This is a genomic window from Pontibacillus yanchengensis (assembly GCF_009856295.1).
Taxonomy (GTDB): Bacteria; Bacillota; Bacilli; order Bacillales; family BH030062; genus Pontibacillus; species Pontibacillus yanchengensis_A.
In genome coordinates this window covers 244,095-262,159 of the sequence record NZ_WMEU01000004.1, presented here as the reverse complement: position 1 = coordinate 262,159, position 18,065 = coordinate 244,095, and the positions used below count along the sequence as shown (strand labels likewise).

19 protein-coding genes are annotated in these 18,065 nt (G+C 38.5%); 8 read left to right on the top strand and 11 right to left on the bottom strand.

Annotation, left to right across the window (positions count from 1 at the left end):
- Positions 1-117 precede the first annotated feature (117 nt).
- Together GLW08_RS13840 and GLW08_RS13835 are read left to right on the top strand one after the other, a co-directional pair.
- Entirely contained in the window at positions 118-531 is a 414-nt protein-coding gene (locus GLW08_RS13840; RefSeq protein WP_160849232.1) for a DUF948 domain-containing protein, read from the top strand.
- 27 nt (positions 532-558) lie between these two features.
- Positions 559-1,008 (top strand): DUF948 domain-containing protein, encoded by a 450-nt coding sequence (locus tag GLW08_RS13835; protein WP_160849231.1) that lies wholly within the window; start codon positions 559-561, stop codon positions 1,006-1,008.
- A 111-nt stretch (positions 1,009-1,119) separates the two neighbouring features.
- Here GLW08_RS13835 and GLW08_RS13830 read toward each other — a convergent pair whose 3' ends face one another.
- From GLW08_RS13830 to GLW08_RS13815, 4 genes are all read right to left on the bottom strand, one after another.
- The gene (locus GLW08_RS13830) at positions 1,120-2,319 is read right to left on the bottom strand and encodes an MFS transporter (RefSeq protein ID WP_160849230.1); all 1,200 of its coding nucleotides are present in this window, start codon (positions 2,317-2,319) and stop codon (positions 1,120-1,122) included.
- 220 nt (positions 2,320-2,539) lie between these two features.
- Positions 2,540-3,349 carry a DUF2935 domain-containing protein gene (locus GLW08_RS13825; RefSeq protein ID WP_160849229.1) on the bottom strand — a complete coding sequence of 270 codons (810 nt, stop codon included), beginning with the start codon at positions 3,347-3,349 and terminating at the stop codon, positions 2,540-2,542.
- Positions 3,350-4,170: 821 nt separating this feature from the next.
- Entirely contained in the window at positions 4,171-6,069 is a 1,899-nt protein-coding gene (locus GLW08_RS13820) for an ABC-F family ATP-binding cassette domain-containing protein (RefSeq protein WP_160849228.1), read from the bottom strand.
- Between the two features lie 26 nt (positions 6,070-6,095).
- Positions 6,096-6,293, bottom strand: a complete 198-nt coding sequence (locus GLW08_RS13815; RefSeq protein WP_160849227.1) for a YwbE family protein — start codon at positions 6,291-6,293, stop codon at positions 6,096-6,098.
- A gap of 177 nt (positions 6,294-6,470) precedes the next feature.
- On the opposite strand from GLW08_RS13815, the gene GLW08_RS13810 reads away from it, so the two are divergent.
- Together GLW08_RS13810 and GLW08_RS13805 are read left to right on the top strand one after the other, a co-directional pair.
- Positions 6,471-6,686 carry a hypothetical protein gene (locus tag GLW08_RS13810; RefSeq protein WP_160849226.1) on the top strand — a complete coding sequence of 72 codons (216 nt, stop codon included), beginning with the start codon at positions 6,471-6,473 and terminating at the stop codon, positions 6,684-6,686.
- Positions 6,687-6,731: 45 nt separating this feature from the next.
- A complete protein-coding gene (locus GLW08_RS13805; protein ID WP_160849225.1) occupies positions 6,732-7,133 on the top strand; it encodes a hypothetical protein in 402 nt (133 codons plus the stop codon).
- Between the two features lie 231 nt (positions 7,134-7,364).
- On the opposite strand, the gene GLW08_RS13800 is transcribed toward GLW08_RS13805, so the two are convergent.
- Positions 7,365-8,699 (bottom strand): sensor histidine kinase, encoded by a 1,335-nt coding sequence (locus GLW08_RS13800; RefSeq protein WP_160849224.1) that lies wholly within the window; start codon positions 8,697-8,699, stop codon positions 7,365-7,367.
- A complete protein-coding gene (locus GLW08_RS13795; RefSeq protein ID WP_160849223.1) occupies positions 8,696-9,403 on the bottom strand; it encodes a response regulator transcription factor in 708 nt (235 codons plus the stop codon). The genes GLW08_RS13800 and GLW08_RS13795 overlap by 4 nt, the downstream gene beginning before the upstream one ends.
- A gap of 199 nt (positions 9,404-9,602) precedes the next feature.
- Between GLW08_RS13795 and GLW08_RS13790 the strand changes: the two genes are divergently transcribed.
- On the top strand, positions 9,603-10,817 hold the full coding sequence (locus GLW08_RS13790; protein ID WP_237458450.1) for a S1C family serine protease: 1,215 nt from the start codon (positions 9,603-9,605) through the stop codon (positions 10,815-10,817).
- A 24-nt stretch (positions 10,818-10,841) separates the two neighbouring features.
- Positions 10,842-11,705: a peptidylprolyl isomerase gene (locus GLW08_RS13785; protein WP_237458449.1), complete on the top strand. Its 864-nt coding sequence runs from the start codon at positions 10,842-10,844 to the stop codon at positions 11,703-11,705.
- 403 nt (positions 11,706-12,108) lie between these two features.
- Here GLW08_RS13785 and GLW08_RS13780 read toward each other — a convergent pair whose 3' ends face one another.
- A complete protein-coding gene (locus tag GLW08_RS13780) occupies positions 12,109-13,503 on the bottom strand; it encodes an amino acid carrier protein (RefSeq protein ID WP_160849222.1) in 1,395 nt (464 codons plus the stop codon).
- A gap of 278 nt (positions 13,504-13,781) precedes the next feature.
- On the opposite strand from GLW08_RS13780, the gene GLW08_RS13775 reads away from it, so the two are divergent.
- Complete coding sequence (locus GLW08_RS13775; RefSeq protein WP_160849221.1) at positions 13,782-14,096, top strand: hypothetical protein; 315 nt, start codon at positions 13,782-13,784, stop codon at positions 14,094-14,096.
- 63 nt (positions 14,097-14,159) lie between these two features.
- Here GLW08_RS13775 and GLW08_RS13770 read toward each other — a convergent pair whose 3' ends face one another.
- Positions 14,160-15,137: an NAD(P)/FAD-dependent oxidoreductase gene (locus GLW08_RS13770; protein WP_160849220.1), complete on the bottom strand. Its 978-nt coding sequence runs from the start codon at positions 15,135-15,137 to the stop codon at positions 14,160-14,162.
- 141 nt (positions 15,138-15,278) lie between these two features.
- Here GLW08_RS13770 and GLW08_RS13765 point away from each other — a divergent pair, with 141 nt between their 5' ends.
- Positions 15,279-15,440, top strand: a complete 162-nt coding sequence (locus GLW08_RS13765; protein ID WP_160849219.1) for a gamma-type small acid-soluble spore protein — start codon at positions 15,279-15,281, stop codon at positions 15,438-15,440.
- Positions 15,441-15,574: 134 nt separating this feature from the next.
- On the opposite strand, the gene GLW08_RS13760 is transcribed toward GLW08_RS13765, so the two are convergent.
- From GLW08_RS13760 to GLW08_RS13750, 3 genes are all read right to left on the bottom strand, one after another.
- On the bottom strand, positions 15,575-15,751 hold the full coding sequence (locus GLW08_RS13760) for a hypothetical protein (RefSeq protein WP_160849218.1): 177 nt from the start codon (positions 15,749-15,751) through the stop codon (positions 15,575-15,577).
- A gap of 214 nt (positions 15,752-15,965) precedes the next feature.
- Positions 15,966-16,775, bottom strand: a complete 810-nt coding sequence (proC, locus tag GLW08_RS13755) for a pyrroline-5-carboxylate reductase (RefSeq protein WP_160849217.1) — start codon at positions 16,773-16,775, stop codon at positions 15,966-15,968.
- A 720-nt stretch (positions 16,776-17,495) separates the two neighbouring features.
- Positions 17,496-18,035, bottom strand: coding sequence for a transcription repressor NadR (locus GLW08_RS13750; RefSeq protein WP_160849216.1), 540 nt, complete (start codon positions 18,033-18,035; stop codon positions 17,496-17,498).
- Positions 18,036-18,065 lie beyond the last annotated feature (30 nt).

Below are 18,065 nucleotides of genomic sequence, written 5' to 3'. Positions count from 1 at the left end.
CTTTACTTGTACAGGTGTAATCTAAAAAACAATAGAATATGTTTAAATAATTGTAAATCGTGGTGTTTTGCTCATCAAAAAAGGGGTAAATTATTTCTTAGGAGGTGTCTATGTAAAATGGAACTTATTTATATTAGTGCATTATTAGTGGCGTTAGCTTTTGCTTACCTAACCTTTTTTATTGTGAAAACACTCAATGGAGTGAGTTCAACCATCCAAAGTCTGGACCACACTGTGTCAGAGTTAGAGACGAAGATGCAGGAGATATCCCATGAATCAGAACAACTTGTACATAAAACCAATAGCCTCACAGAAGATATTCAACACAAAGTAGATTCAACAGATGGCGTGTTTGACTCCTTACATAACGTTGGAGAGTCATTACATAATATCAACGATGCATTAAGTAGAGGAGCTGCTCACTTTTCGATGCAATCTTCCAAACAAACCGACCAATTAACAAACATCATTCGCTGGAGTGACGCAGCTATGAATTTATATAGCACCTATTCTAATAAGAAGACAAGCTAATTACACTTAGGAAAGTGAGGAATTCATATGGACTTCGTAGGAATCGGAGTATTACTTATCGGTATCGCCTTTGTCATCCTAGCCATTTTTCTATCACGGACACTGAATCGTTTATCTAGTGTCTTAAAAGGAGTCGACCAAACAGTTGAGAAGTTACCAAATCAACTAGATGAAGTTATGAAAGAAACAGGTCAGCTCATTCATAATAGTAACGACACGCTTGCTGACGTAAATAAGAAGATTGCAGCCTTAAGCCCTCTTTTCTATATTGTAGGTGATATAGGGGAATCCTCACGAAAACTATCCTCTTCCTTAGCTGATGCTACTAACTCAATGAAAAAAGATACAAAAGAAGGAAGAGAGACAGCTGATCGTAGTGACCTTAATGGATTATATGGAGCACTAGCTTTAGGTTACTATTTCACCCAAAAACGAAAAACACTTAAAGAAATGGCTCAAGAAATTAAAACAAAGTAAAGGTGATCATGAGGATCACCTTTTTTTATTTTTCAGCGAATATAAGATGTAGTTTATCTATGTCTAGATAAGTCCACAGTGGATGAGCACTGTTCCTAGTCTTTTCGTTACTCACCCATCTTGCTCATCAGGTTTAATGGCCCACCAATTTATAAAGAAGCCAATTAAGCAAAGAATAGCAAATAGGTAATAGATCCATGTTGGAGTACTCTTCATCATCACCGCAATCACTGGAGGACCTGCTGCGACTCCAACGAACCTCATACTACTATATAATGATGTAATCGTTCCTCTTTCTTCTTTAGGAGTTCCTTCCGTTATATAAGCATCTAAGCAAGGTAATGCTAAGCCTATCCCTACCCCCGCAATAGATAACAATAATAAATATCGAATCAGTAGCTCTCCTTGCACAAAAATAAGTGCAATGGATGCAATTGCATGACCAATAAGAATAAGATTTTTCATGGCTTTTTTATTCTGGCCCACTTTACTCCCAGCTATATAAGATGCAGCACATAGAAACAGTAACGGCACAGCTAATAATAACCCTTTTATATATCCAAATTTCTTATACTCATCCTCCAATAAATTTGAAAAATGGAACAAGAAACCAAACAGAACAAACATGAAGATTCCACCAGAGATGAAAATAGCGGAAAGCCAATGACTATTCTTTTTAAATAAATCTTTAATCATATGCAGGAATTCCTTGAATGTATGTGTTTCTTCCTGTTGTTCTTCTTTAGGAACTTTCACCAATATCATAACTAATAAAATGGCAATAAGAGCTAGCACAGGAATCGCTACAAAAGGTATAAACCAAAGAATGACAGCTAACAAAGCACCAAGAACCGGGCTTAATACCTTGCCAAACGTATTAGCTGTTTCAATAATGCCTAATCCTTTACTTACCTCCTCTTCTTCTTTAAACATATCCCCAACTGTTGGAATCACCACTGGGAAGGCACCTGATGCACCAACACCTTGAATGAACCTCCCAATAAGAATGAGCATTAGTGGATTTTCCACCTTCCAAGCAGCAAAAGCAGCTAGAGCTCCGCCAATCCCCACAATGATTAAACAGGGAATAATGACTTTTTTACGCCCCCACTTATCAGATAAGTACCCTGATATTGGTATAAGAGGTATGGCTATAATGGAGTAGATCGTAATAATCAAACTAGATTGAAAAGAGGTAATTTCAATTTCCTTTTCCATGATGGGAAGAACAGGGATAAGCATTGAATTCCCAAGCGTCATCAATAGAGGAATAGAAGCTAATGCAAATAAGTCCCACTTTTTCTCTTTCATAAATCATTCCTCCGAATTTGTAAAAATACCTACAATCTAATTTGTGATAAAAAGGGGGTATTACATACAAAGAGAGGACTTGTAATATATGGTACTTAAGAAAACTTTATAAAAAGTAAACACTGATTGCAAGGGGACAGTAATGTGTCTGCTCCAACACATTGGAAACCGCCATTATCACTGTTTTTCGGCCAAAATAAAAGCAACCAATACTGGTTGCTTAATAAGGATCTTCTGTTCTAGGCTTTGTAGGATCACAAGAAGGATATTCACTTTGTGTTGACTCCGCTATTTTATATAAGTAATAGCACTCTTCTCGAACCATATGATCTGCCATTAGTCCTGAAAAAGTTCCCAGTAAGGTTTCTGAAAGCTCCAGCTCCTCTAACTCATTCAAAAACGTTTTAAATAAATACATTTCCACTTCGACATCATCGTTGAATTTGTTTAGTGCGGGGAAATTCTCTAGATTCGTCCGTAAATACCCTGTTAACTCAACTGCTTTCATATAAAATTGATTAAAGTGCTTGGTAAATTCTTCACTTCTGTTTCTCAACCGTTTTTCCACGCCATCTAACTGATCATGAATCGCTCCAGCATGGCCACTTGCATCTAACAACCAAAGCATATGATGATGTAGTTCGTGAAAAATAGGGGGTATTTCACCTTTCCCTAAGTAGGCAATGACTAACAAATATTCCTCTAACTCATTAACCATATGATTGAAAAAAGTTGGGGATAAATGAACTCCTATTTCTCCCTGCAGATTACTTTCCAATAATGAAAGCTTAAAGTGACGAAACGTTCGAACCTGTTTGCCGACTTCGTTCGTGAACGTTTGCATATTATCCATATGTTCATTTCTAACTCTATTTAGGTAGGCATCAAACAATTCTATATAGTCGTTTGCTTGCTTAATATCAATCGTTTCAGAAGGGTATAAAGCATCCCTAATAAACCTAGCGTGATCCCCTAATACCTGCAACCAAAACTTATGTTCAAAAAGGGCGCTTTCCTCATACTTATCCACTGCCTCTTCCCTCCTTTTTGTCCACACTTTACATGTATATGATTGAGAGAAGAAAGTAAGACATGGATGAGACGTTTTTATTTGTAAATATTCTTTTATATAATAGCCCCATTATCTTGAAGACTTTAGTTCGAGATATATTCAAAAGGTGATGGGTCCGATACTTGAAACGTGGAAGGGCGTTACGGTTACGGTGAAGCAACTCGCTTTCCTGCGGGCGAGCTGGTGAGCCTTCTCAGTCGCTTTGCTCCCTCCGGGGTCTCACCAACCTCTTTCTCCCGCGGGAGTCTCGTAGTTCCCCTTCACCCCCAGCCGGGTAATGGCTATCGGAACCGCGGCCAAATGTTGTATGTCTCCCGAAAGGACATATAAGCCCTTATTTTTAGTGAAAACCCTCTTTGGTTAGATCTTACGGACAAATAAAACTTTATTTTTTACAAACAGCGAACTAAATGTTCATTAGCTTTCTTGCCACAGCATTTTTTGTTATGAACCAATTGTGATACTAGAACTTACTAGGGTGTAGACCGTCAGAAGATATTCAAATACCTCAACCTCTCTAACTTCGCAATATTTCCGTTGCTCCCAATACTAGCAAAGGTGGCCGTGGAACAAGGAGACTCTCGCCGGCAGGACGCGAGTTGTTCCACGGCCACCTTTATTCTAACTAAATCTACGGAAACATCGCTCTTTCTGTGCGATTACCAAATTTATCTCAATTTCAAGTCTTCAAGATTATGCCTCTTATATGGAATACTGTCCGACAAAAAAGAAGCAATCCAATGGAATTAGATTGCTTCTCAACTTGACCTTTATTCAACTCATTCCCCTTCAACAATAGTTGATAGTTCTTCCCATCGTTGCATGAGGTCTTCTAATTTGGATTCGATTTCTTGTTGCTCTTCAAGCAGTTCTTGAGCTTTTACTGCATCACTGCCTGTTGCGGTGATTTCATTTTGAACTTCTTCATAGCGTAGCTCAAGTTCTTCGATTCGGTCTTCAATCGTATTCCACTCTTGTTGTTCACGATAGGATAACTTTTTACGCTTTTGCTTATGCTTTGGAGATTCTTTTTTCTCTTCCTTTGCTTTCTCCCTCTGAGCAGCTAAAGCTTCCCCTTCTTCTTGCTTTTTCAACTCAAGATATTCTGTATAGTTCCCTTGAAAACGACGTGTTTTACCATCACCTTCAAAGGCAACCAAGTGGTCCACTACTCTGTCTAAGAAATAGCGATCGTGCGAAACGGTTACGACTACACCAGGGAAGTGTTCAAGGTATTCTTCTAGAACCGTTAACGTTTGCGTATCTAAATCGTTCGTAGGCTCGTCTAAAAAGAGAACATTTGGCTCCTGCATCAATACTCGAAGCAGATAGAGACGTCGGCGTTCTCCGCCAGAAAGCCTTGAGATGTAGTTCCATTGCATATAACGAGGAAACATAAATCGTTCGAGCATCTGCTCTGCTGTGACTTCATCCCCCTCAGCAGTGTACACCACTTCTGCCTCTTCCTTAATATATTCAATAACACGTAACGATGCGTCCATTTCTTGGTGATCTTGTGTGTAGTAACCAATCTTAACGGTCTGCCCTTGTTCAATAGTTCCTTGGTCTGCCTGCATTCTTCCAGCCATAATGTTCAGTAACGTCGTTTTTCCGCTTCCATTTGGTCCAATAATGCCAAGGCGTTCCCCCGGGACAACAAGATAGGAAAAGTCTTCAATAATTGGTGCGCCCTCAAAGGATTTCGAAATCGATTCAAGCTCTAACACATCATTTCCTAAGCGCTTAGAACCAATGGAAATATCGACTTGGTCATCTGGAGCATGGGACTTTTCATTCATGAGTTCTTCCGCACGATCTTTTCTCGCCTTTTGCTTGGTACCCCTTGCTTTTGGTCCTCTCTTTAACCAAGCAAGTTCTCGTCTTAAGATGTTTTGTCGTTTTTGTTCATATTGTTGTTCTTGTTCTTCACGTTCCGCTTTCTTTTCTAAAAATGTTTCATAGTTTCCGTCATAAATAAACAATCGTCCTTTATCGAGTTCATAGATTCGATTCGTAACACGATTCAAGAAATAACGGTCGTGTGTAACAACGATAAGAGAGCCCTGATATTGAGCAAGGAACGATTCCAGCCACTCAATCGTTTCATTATCTAGATGGTTTGTAGGCTCGTCCAAAATAAGTAAGTCAGCACGTTGAATTAATGCCTTCGCTATAGCCACCCGTTTTTTCTGACCACCTGACAGTTCACTAACAGGTTTCTCAAAATCTGATATACCAAGCTTCGTTAACACTGTTTTCGCTACAGTATTTGCTTCCCATGCATCATATTCGTCCATCTTTTGCTGAGCTTTGAATAATTTTTCTTGTTGTTTGGTATCTTCAGGAGCCCGTTCTAGTTCACGTAATGCTTGCTCATAGCTCCTCATTGTTCTCATAATTTGGGAATCACCATAATATATTTGCTGAAGAACATTTAATGAATGGTCCAAGGAAGGCTCTTGAGCAAGGTACTCGATATGAAACTGATTAGCATGACTTAGATGCCCTTCTTCTGGAGAGTCGATTCCTGCTAGAACTTTTAATAGTGTTGATTTACCTGTTCCGTTTACCCCTATCAGACCAATCCGCTCTCGCTCCCCAATAGAAAAGGAGATATGATTAAAAAGCTCTTTCTCTCCATATGTTTTGTATAAATTCTCAACTGATAAAATACTCATAATTCATCCTTCCTTTATTTCGACCATTATTCGTTAATAATTTGCTTTACGCGCCCGACTTGACCATCCTGTAAACGTACTTTAATGCCATGTGGATGATTGGGTGACTTCGTTAATATATCTTTCACTTTACCACGTGTAGTCTTTCCGCTTCGTTGATCTTGTTTCAATACGATATCTACTTCCTGACCAGGGGAAATCTCATTTCTATTTTGTCCTGCCATTTTACTAACTCCTTTTTCGTCATTTGGTGTCGTTACTGTCTTTCTTATTCCATTGTATCATTATGAAAATTTACACAATCTTAACTATTGTTAGCTAAATCCTTCTTATTTTTTCAGTGTGTTATATGGGATGATAATACATCAACCAATAGTCCTATTCATTGAAGGGATGTTATCATGCTTACCTATATCGGAGAAATAGCAGAAGCAGCACCGTTTGTACATCGTAACACCATCCGTACGCACATCAATGAGATTTTTGAACAAGATAAAAACCTTGAGAGTGACGTTATCGGTGACAATGTTCAAATAGATGGTTTAGTCATGAAAGACGCATTTTATAAAAAGATTGCTGCGAAATTTGATTATGACTTATGGATGTTTCTCCATTAGTTTTTGACTATTTTACTTCTATTACAGACGTTAGGCTACTTAGCTATGAACCAAGAGCAAGAACATTTATATGATTATGTCATTATTGCAAAAGATACTTGTTTTTACGATATTGTGAGTATTAAAAATTTGTTACAGACCTTCGCTGACATTCAAGCTTATATGGCACGTTATTCAAATCCTTTAACTGGATTGCCTGGAAAAGATATTATAGAAGAAAACCTCACAGAAACCTCCATTCTGCTCCAAGAGATATTACGTAACACTTCCTATGATAGTTTTTCAGGCCACATTGGTGGGAATGATTTTATTGGCGCCATCTATAGCCATGAATACAAATCTATATCAGAACAAATTATACAGGTTTTCGATCAAAAAGTACCCTCTTTTTATTCTGTAACTGACTGGGATCGAGGATTTGTTAACATGACCGAAATAATACCCTAGTGCACGTGCCCTTATTATTCATTGCTATAGCAATTGTAACGAATCAAAACGTTCATTTCGAATCTACAAATCAAATTAGTGAATATGCAACGCAACTGAATCCTTATGCAAAGAAAAGAAAGTCATTGTGTAGCTGATAGTAAATTCTTATCTTGCGTTAAAAAATAAAATCACTTAATTCTATATAAAGTTGGCATGCCCATGTAGAGCATGCCACTTTCACTTGCTTTGTTATTCATCTGAAAATTCGATTTCAAAAACAGCTCCACTTTTCTCCTCATTAAACACCTGAATAGTACCACCACTTCTCTCAATGATTGCTCGAGAAATGGCTAATCCAAGCCCCGTTTCACCCTCTTTGCCTTTCACAAACCGGTGAAATAGTTGAGGTAAAAGGTCATCTGGTACGCCATTCCCGTCATCCTTTACTTGAATATGGTACGTTCCTTCGCTAGTAAATCCCTTCAATATTACCTTTTCATTGGCATGACGAATACCATTACTGACGATATTAATCATGGCTTGAAGCATTTTTTCATCATCAATGTATAATGTTTTGTCCTCTTCTAACTCTATATCCAATGTAATATTTCTTTCTTGAGCTAGTGGCAATACTCGCTCTTTGGTTTGCTTTAATACACTCGATATAGACATGTTTTGAGGATGGTATATTCCTTCTTCACTATCTAACTTTGCCAGGAGAATGATTTCATTAACAATTTTCTTTAATCGCTCGCTCTCTTTCACGATAACATCGAGACTTCGATTGGCTGCATCTCCTTCAAAAACCCCATCTCTTACACCCTCAGCGTAACCTTGAATCGTCATTAATGGTGTTTTCAATTCATGAGAAGCATTTTGAAAGAAATGCTTTTGTGAATGAATATATCGGTCTAATTCATTGGCCATCTCTAAAACGCTTTGTTCTACTTCACCAATCTCCCCACTAGCTCCAATTGGTTGAATAGACTCGAATTGGCGATTCTCAATCTTTTTCACTTCACGTTTAAGATGACTCAATGGTGTAACTAGTCGCTTTGTTAATAGATAACTAAACAAAACAGCTATAAAAATACCAATGATAAAGATGGTAATCATCCTGGCAGCAAAGACCGATTGAATACTTTGCAATTCCTCCAATGGAGTTGCTAATACAAGGAGAAACCTCTTTCCTTGATAATTATATCGTAGCTTGGAAATCACATAGTTCTCTCCTTCAGTTTTCCAAAGAGCTTTGTGCTGTTCTTCCCTTTCGAATTGGGAACTCCAAGCTTCTGTAATACTATCTGGAAGAGAAGAATAGAGAACTTGATTTCGATCCGGGTCAAAAAAGAGAACCTTGAAGTCGTTGTTCCGCATGACTTTACTTAACAAGAGATCGCCCCTTGCTCCATATTCTTGCTCATATAATATGTTAAGTAAAATTTCGCCATTGTCCTGCAGTTGATTCTGTTCATCTTGAATCAATATATCCAATAATAATGAATAAATGAAGAAAGCCGTCACGGACATAATGATGACAAGAAGAGCAGTGAATGCTGCGTTTAATTGATAGAGTAGCTTCATGCTTCCTCCTCTCGTTCACGTAATCGATACCCATAACCCCAAACGGTTTCAATCGGAACATTTGGTAGTTTTTTTCGTAATCTTTTGACCAGGTCATCGACAGCTCGATCACTTCCAAAGTAGTCTTCTCCCCATACGCGTTGTAATAGTTCCTCTCTAGAAAATGCCCGATTAACTTGTGAAATCAATATTTCAAGTAAATTAAACTCTTTAGAGGTAACCTCCACCTCTTCATCTTTCCATAGCACCCGGCGTTCTTTTATAGAAAGCGTTAAATCACCATTATGCAAAGATGAATCGTCACTTTGAGGTTGTGCATCTTCTGAGCTATTTTGAAACTTTTCCCACCGTTTCAGTACACGATTTACTCTCGCAACTAACTCTCTTGGACTGAAAGGCTTTGTTAAATAGTCATCACTTCCAAGCTCAAGACCCATAACCTTATCTACTTCCTCGTCCTTCGCTGAAATAATAATGATGGGCATATCTGATTCTTGCCTGATTCGACTACAAAACTCGTACCCATTCATACCAGGTAACATAATATCAAGCACCCATAAATCAGGTGGTGTCTCTCGCCATAAATCCCACGCAGCTTCTGCCGTTTCAAGCAACTTTGTTTGATAACCTTCTTTCTGTAAATATGCTTCTACAATTTCTTGAATATGCGGATCATCTTCTACAATCGCAATGGTTGATTTCATGTTCATCCCCTCCACCAGAAGTTCTTTCTACTATTGTGCCATATCTTATCGACAACATATAAATATTCCATATTCAATTCCACACTTTTTACACAATTATGCCAAACGAATGCCAAACCTTTTTCCTAGAATAAGAATTGCACATCGAAAAACAACTCATTTCATAAAAAGCTCAATGAAGTAGAAAGGAGTTTACACAATGGATGAAAAACAAATGGTAAGAACCGACGAAAAGCGTACAAATGAAAATAGAAATTATTTTAATTGGTTATTCCGATTCACAGCAAGCGCTCTAGTTGTAACCGTGATGTTGTTATTAGGAGCTTTTGCACTGTTCAAAGCAAACGTTTTTCCCTTTGGGTCGAGTCAAGCACAGTCGAACCCGAATACTGTTGAGCAAAGCAACCTCGACCTCACACAAACATCTACTATGAATTCTGAAGAAGATGCTTCTGTTGTAAAGGCTGTTGAGACCGTGTCAGACGCTGTAGTAGGTGTTGTGAATTATCAACAATCTCAACTGCTTTCAGAAGAGAACAGCCAAGCCGGCACAGGTTCTGGAGTGATTTACAAGAAAGAAAATGAATCAGCTTATGTGGTCACAAACCACCATGTCATTGAAGGTGCTAACTCCATTGATGTTATTTTAAGCGGGGGTGAAAAGGTACAAGCAGAAGTTCTCGGAAGTGATCAGCTTTCTGACCTTGCCGTACTAAGAATAGATGGAGCGAGTATAAATGAAATAGCAGACTTTGGTTCATCCAAGGAACTTAAAGTTGGGGAAACGGCGATAGCTATTGGTAATCCACTGGGGATGGAATTTGCAGGATCTGTCACAAAAGGTATCATCAGTGGCTTAGAACGAACGATGCCGGTTGACTTAAATCAAGACGGACAGTCTGATTGGGAAACGGAAGTACTTCAAACAGATGCAGCAATCAACCCAGGTAACAGTGGCGGCGCACTTGTAAACTTATCTGGTGAAGTAATTGGTATTAACTCTATGAAGATCGCAAAACAAGAAGTAGAAGGAATAGGTTTTGCTATTCCAACAGCAACCGCTAAACCAATCATCGAAGATTTGGAACAATATGGCGAAGTAACTCGCCCTTATATGGGAATACAAACGAGAGACCTATCTACAATCTCTACTCAGCAATTACAAAATACACTAAAACTTCCGAAAGAAGTTCAAGAAGGTGTCATTGTAGCCGCTACCCAAAATGGCTCCCCTGCTCAAGAAGCTGGCTTACAAAAGTATGACGTCATCGTCCAGGTAGATGGCCAGGATATTTCCTCTCTAGTTGACCTTAGAAAGTTCATCTATGAAGAAAAAACAGTCGGGGACAGCATGGATATTACGTTCTATCGTAATGGAGAGAAACAAACAACAGCATTAACCTTAGCAAAATAATATATATCATAAGGAGCGTATGGAATGAAAATCAAATTAGCACCTATCGTAATGACTGTTGTAGCAGCTTTCACGCTAACAGCATGTAGTAACAGCAGCGCTGAAGATACTGAAGTAGTAGCATCCACGAAGAACGGTGATGTAAGTAAAGAGGATTTTTATAACAAGCTCGTTGACCAATATGGTGACGCAGTCTTAAAAGAAATGATCTATGACAAAGTTCTGTCCGAGAACTACTCTGTTAGTGAAGAAGAAGTGCAAGATGAAATCGATAAAATGAAAGATTCCTACGGTGATCAATTTCAATCGGTATTACAACAAAATGGCTTTTCAAGTGAAGAAGATTTAAAAAATGTTATTCACTCTTCTATGCTTAAGGAAAAAGCCACTACAGATGGTGTAGAGGTTACGGACGAAGAGTTGCAATCTTACTACGAAAACATGAAACAAGAAGTACAAGCAAGCCACATTCTTGTTGATGATGAAAAAACCGCCAACGAAGTAATCCAAAAACTAGAGGATGGTGGAGATTTTGCTGACCTAGCTAAAGAATATTCCACAGATACAACCTCTGCTGAAAACGGTGGCGATTTAGACTACTTCTCTACTGGTGACATGGTGCTACCTTTTGAGGAAGCAGCTTACGATTTAGAAGTTGGCAAGGTCAGTAAGCCTGTTGAATCCGAATATGGCTTTCACGTCATTAAAGTGACCGATAAACGGGAGAAAGAAGACACGTCATCTATAGGAACATTTGATGAAATGGAAGAACAGCTACAAACGGAGCTTGAAACTCGTAAAGCCAACCCTGATCAATTAACAGAGATTATGAATGAAGCGAAAATTGACATTAAAAATGCTGATTTAAAAGAGAGGATTTCTTTCTAACGCAAGTTTTATGGACGTGTAACAAAGAGAAGGGACCCTCCCCCCTCTTCTCTTTGATGATATAAATGTAACCTGAACATTTGTCCCTTCAAAATCAAATGAAGGGACACCCATTCCCATCAGTTCACCTCGCTCACTAAGCAGAGGTGAACCCTACGAAAACCTAGGTGTCGATAGGTTTTCTCCTCCTAATTGAACCACCAAGCTATATAGCTTGGTGGTTCTTTTTACTTATGTTGTTCCGTATATGATGCATAATCTTGAAGTGAAGTCGAGATAGTGTGTCGACCGCGGTTTTCGGTGTGCCTCATCCTTGCTGGGCGCTCTTTCCGAGCCTTAATTGAAGAACAATAAAGAGGAACCTTATAAAAGGTCCCTCTTATCTTCGTAACATACTTGCATTTTACCAACTCTCTATTCCTTGCTGGTGTTTTACACTGTTACTTGAAAAATGGGAAGTTTGTGGTTGTTTACGCTTCTGCATATAGTCTTGCAAGACATCTTTAGCAACACCTGATAAGCGGATAATGGCATAAAGGTTAATAAGTGCCATAATAGCCATAGAGAGGTCTGCGAGAGCCCAAACCAATTCCATTTTTGCTACTGCTCCAAAAACAACCATGAACAGGACGGCTAAACGATATACCGTTAAATAGGAGTTTTTTTCTTTTATGAACTGAATGTTCGTTTCACCGTAATAATAATTTCCGATTACTGAACTAAAGGCAAACAGAAAGATAGCAATGGCTACGAAGGTTCCTGCCCAGTTTCCTACGTGACCTGAAAAAGCGCTTTGGGTAAGTTGTATGCTTTTCATCGTTGGATTCATATATTGAGAAGGGTCACCTGAAAGCATAATGATAAAGGCAGTCGCACTACAAATAATGATGGTATCAATGAAAACGCTCAATGTTTGAATTAAGCCTTGTTTAGCAGGATGTGTGACTTCAGCCGTTGCTGCAGCGTTCGGTGCACTACCCATGCCTGCTTCATTGGAGAATAAGCCGCGTCGAACACCCATCATAATTGCAGCTCCAATACCTCCCCCAGCAATTTCACGAATACCTAACGCATTTTCGACAATCGTTGAAATCAGGCCAGGTATAGCTCCCAGGTTAAAAATCAATATAAAAAAGGCTAGGATAAGATATAAAATAGCCATTATCGGAACCACATATTGGGTTACTTTCGCTATTCGCTTCAGACCACCAAAAATAACGAGAGCAGTTAGAATAGTAAGCACACCTGCCATAATCCATTTTGAAAGATCAAACGATTGCTCAAAGGCTAATCGAATCGTATTGGATTGCACAGAGCTAAATACCAATCCATACGTAAAGGTGATTGCAATGGCAAAGGCAATACCTAGCTTACGGTTGTTGAGCCCTTTTTGCATATAATATGCAGGGCCGCCACGATAACCATCCCCGTCTTCTGTTTTATAAACCTGCGCCAGCGTATTCTCGACAAAACTTGTTGCAGAGCCTACCAATGCTATAATCCACATCCAGAATACCGCTCCAGGTCCTCCGCTTGCTATTGCAATGGCTACACCACCGAGATTACCTGTTCCTACCCGTGATGCTGTACTAATCGTAAAAGCTTGAAATGGGGAAGTTCCTTTTTTACTTTTTGCAAAAGACTCTTTTTCAAATAAAACCCGGAACATTTCTTTAAACAACCTAAACTGAACAAAGTTGGTTTTATAAGTGAAGAATAGTCCTACTCCAAGTAGTACCGTAATAATAATATAAGTCCATATGCTGTCATTAATTTGCCTTAAAAGTTCTAAAAACACTTACTCCATCCTCCTTTTTATAGTAAGAAACTCAAAAACAAATTATACAATTATCTTCTAATAAAAATAAATAATTAATTAATAATTGAATTTCAATTCCATTCCCCGTCAAAAAACCCACCAAAACCATTACTTTTGATTTATATTTCAGCTAAAAGGTAACTTGTGCCACTTGCCTTCCATTTAGTAAAGATTGCTATCATAATCGGTCTTTTTTTACAGAAACTAATATAGGAGATCAATGATCTTCAAACTCACGAATTCGGGAGGAAACCATTTTGAATAACCTACGTTGGTTAACATCAGCCTTCAAATTTGGCCGTAGAACATCATTATTTGGAAGACGCAGTCGTTTAGCATTTTTGACTGGGCGTAGAAATAGTAGAGGTGGAGGAATTCTTCTTACCCTTCTCGGTCTAGGTGGTTTCATTTATGGAATGACCCGTGACAACCGAGGTATGCTTCAAGGGATGAAGGATATGATCAACAATCAAGAGCAAGACCCAAATCGAGGGGCAGATGATTTTTCAATGGAGGATGCAAAAGTTGCGTTCTCTGAAGAATTCATCCCAGATTACAACGACAACAAGTAATGCTTTGGAACAAAATAAAGAAATTCTGCCGCTTATAATGGGCAGGATTTCTCTACATATCGTCTAGAAAAAAGAAGCAATTTTATTTCCTGCTGCAATTCCAGACAAGTACGCGCTTTCAAAACGTGTTCGACCTGCTTTGTCGTTTTTCTCAAGAAAAGCTTCTCCTGCAACATATAGAGGTAGTGCTTCATGAACATTAAGGTAAGGTTCATAAATAACGTTTTCAGCCTCAGCATATCGCCATCGTTTTATTTGGGAGTTTGTAAGATCCTCCCAAGGAAGAAGATGCTCCGTAATCTCTTTCATTCTGTTCATCACATGTTCATCTGTATGTGAAAAATAATCATTACTCCATCCTCCCTCCATATACACACTTATTGTTGGGTTGGGTGATATCCCTTTCTTCTGATGATCTACAATTTTTTCTACATGCAATGGGAGAGAGGCATCTATTATTCCTTCCGATGGCAAAGTGGTTGGAGAATTAAATTGATAAAGCCCTACAATTGCAGCATTATATGATATTCTATCTAGTTTCCTGACTTCCTTTTCTTGCAACGATACATTTTTACCGGACAATAATTTTCTTGATTGTGGGACAGGAGCTGTTAATAATACTGCTCCTGTTTTCCAAGACTGCCCATCTTCTGTTTTTAATTCGAAACCACCAGTCGTTTCCTCAATGGATTCGACATTTGCATATAATGAGACAGGTAAATCTTCTGCCAGCTGTTTTACAAGAGCATTCATACCATTCACACTCGTATATCGTGGATAAGGGTCACCAAACCAATGTTTGATCCATCCACGCTGTAACCAAAGCTTAACGTCTTGCTCGAGTTGTTCTGATCGTACTGTGAAGAATTGGGCTCCATGATCTGCTTTTCCTTCTTCCATACGACGAGTTGCTAATCGTCCGCCTACACTTTTACTTTTATCAACTATTTTTATATCCTTAATGCCGTTAGCAAGGAGCGTCCTAGCAGCCATTACACCTGCAATTCCTGCACCAATTATGGTAACTTTTGTTTCTTCCATCTACACCACATCCTTGTATCATTTCTCCTCCTTACTTCATACCCGTTCATTAGCCATAAATATGCCTAGAAAATACATTCAATCTTTTCCTTGGATAAGAAATCTAAAATCGATATACGCTATACATAAGAGGTGACATATATGAAAAAGTATATCGTTCAAGCTAAACAAGATGATGTTTCTATGACGTACAATGAAGTAAAACGCTACCTTGCTGAAACAACCGGAGGACGCAACACAAAAAAATATAGTAATACGAATGTGGAAAACGTTCGAAAAGAAATTCACACCAATAAGCAGTAAAATGATTGCCGTTTGGTAATCTGGAAAGAAAACAACTTAAAACCCCCTTAAGAAAGCAATACTCTAGTGAGCACACAGTTTCTTAAGGGGGTTATTGATTTTATTATTCTAGGATGTACTTATTCTTCTGAGTCTTATTCAGATTCGGATCCATCTTCTGATTCAGAACCTTCCTCAGAGACACCTAAATCTTCTTGTTGCTTCATGTCTTCGTTAGAATCAGAATCTTCTTCTCCCTCAGAGCCACCGCTACAAGCACCTAGTACTAGAACCATACTTAACAACAATGCATAAAACAGGTTCTTCTTCATTTTCTTGGATCTCTTCTGAATTAGATTCAGGATAAATATACCACAGAAATTTCCAAAAGGAACCAGGTATCTTTCATTTAACTCCAAATACCCATTACGAAATTGCTGATTGTAAGTTATTAGGTTGTATGGTCTCAAGAATTTATTGTATCAAACCAAAATCCTTCTATATTTATTACCAAAGTAGTGAGTAAGCAGGAGAATGATCTATTTTCTATTCCTCTCCCATGTCCTTCACTTTGTTTGAACAACTTTCCATCGCAGCCATAATCGTTCCTCTGAACCGCTCTTGTTCAAGTTTTGTGACAGCTGCAATTGTTGCTCCTCCAGGAGACGTTACTTCATCCTTAAGTTCCCCTGGATGCTTTCCTGTATCAAGTACCATTTTTGCTGCACCAAGCACGGCCTGCGCTGCAAGTCGGTAAGATTGATCTCGGGAAAGTCCCTGAGCAACACCTCCATCGGCCATTGCTTCAATCATCATATAAACGTAAGCAGGAGATGAACCACTGATTGACGGGATTGCACTCATTTGGCTTTCCGTAATGACCTCCACTTTGCCAAAGCTTTCAAATAAGGTTATAACTTTTGCTAAATCCTTATCATCTATTTTGCTATTTGGGCAAAGGGCAGACATCCCTGCCTCTACAAGAGAAGGTGTATTTGGCATTGCTTGAACGACCTTCATTTCTCTCTCAAACGCACTTTCCATTTCTTCGAACGAAACACCAGGAGCAATCGTTATAATAATAGCCTCGTCGGCAACAGATTGACGAACCTCATGAATAACTGCTTTGTAGTCATACGGCTTCACAGCTAAAAAGAGCAAGTCTGCCTGTCCGGCAACAATTCGGTTGTCTAAATTCGTTTGTATCTCAAATTGTCGTCGCACTTCTTCTAAGGTACCCTCAGATTGGGCACTTGCAATGATTTGATCTGGTGTGACAATCTTTGAATGAATCATGCCTCCAATCATGGCCTGCGCCATTTTCCCACATCCGATAAACCCAACCGTCTGATTCATGAATCTTCACGTCCTTTTCTGTTGAAATTTATATGAAATCCGTTATCCTCTAATAAAAATAGGTGTAGTGCTTTTATGTGTAGTGTTCACTTTATACCATAACACTACTCTAGTTATAGCATACAAGAAAAGGAACGATGAATAAAACTACTTTCATTTGAATCTAGCTCTGATGCGTATTATGTAGACTTATTTATAATATATCATTTAAATTTAGGCTATCGTAATTAAAAGGGGGCTTTATGCGAGAATATGTATTATTGATGACGTGTTTAATAGTGCTATCAGCTTGTTCATCAGAAAAACATATAGATTTCGATAAAACTATGATAGTTACCGGGAAAGTAATTCAAAAAAGTGAAGAGAGAGAGAAAGGTCGTGCTACATATCATATAGAGATTTTGACTATTGTCGACCAAACTAAAAAGAATATTATACTTGAAGTCAAAAATAGGAATGTATGGAACCTAATACGTAAAGGTCAGTTTTATAGAATTTCGTTCGATACGAAAGAGGCGGACAGATATAAAGTTAATAGCCCTATACAGACAATTAAACCAATAAAAGTCGATAATAATCTGTTTCAAGAAAACGTATCGAATCCAAACTAAACCAGCTAATGCATGAGACGTTGGAGCTTAACATGTAAGCGTAAGAACTTATGCTTACTCTACTAATAAAAATAACCCTCATGCTCCAAAAGCATAAGGGTTACATCATTTAAGCACGTACAATATATCCTTGTTGATCCAACGCCTCTATGGCTTCATCAAGCATCTGTTCATTGGAAGCGGCGATGGTATGCATATGGATACCGCCTGTCAGTTCCAATAAGTATGTTGCTTGGTTTGATTGGATTTGTTCGATAAATTGTTTAACTTCTTTTCGATTCGATATATGCAAGGAAGCTGTTAAATCCCCATATACTGGGTGTTCAACTGATACATCTTTTATAATTACTCCATGATCGACTAGTAGGTTTAGTTCTGCTTCTGTTTGGTGAGCTGTGTGATAGCTTACGATGGTGCGTTCAACCTGATTGACATTGTTAGAGTCATTCAAGTACATATACCCCTGACTCGTAGCAATGATCGGTTCTTGTTTAGCCTTTAATAAAGAGATATCTCCAACAATAACCTGCCGACTAACATTGGCTTTTTTCGCTAATTCGCTCCCTGTTGTCGGTTCAGAGCTAGATTGGAGAATATCCAAAAGCATGGCACGTCGCTCTTCACCCAGCACTTTCTTCTGATGGCTCATATCTAACGCTCCCTTTAAGTCTTTGTACTA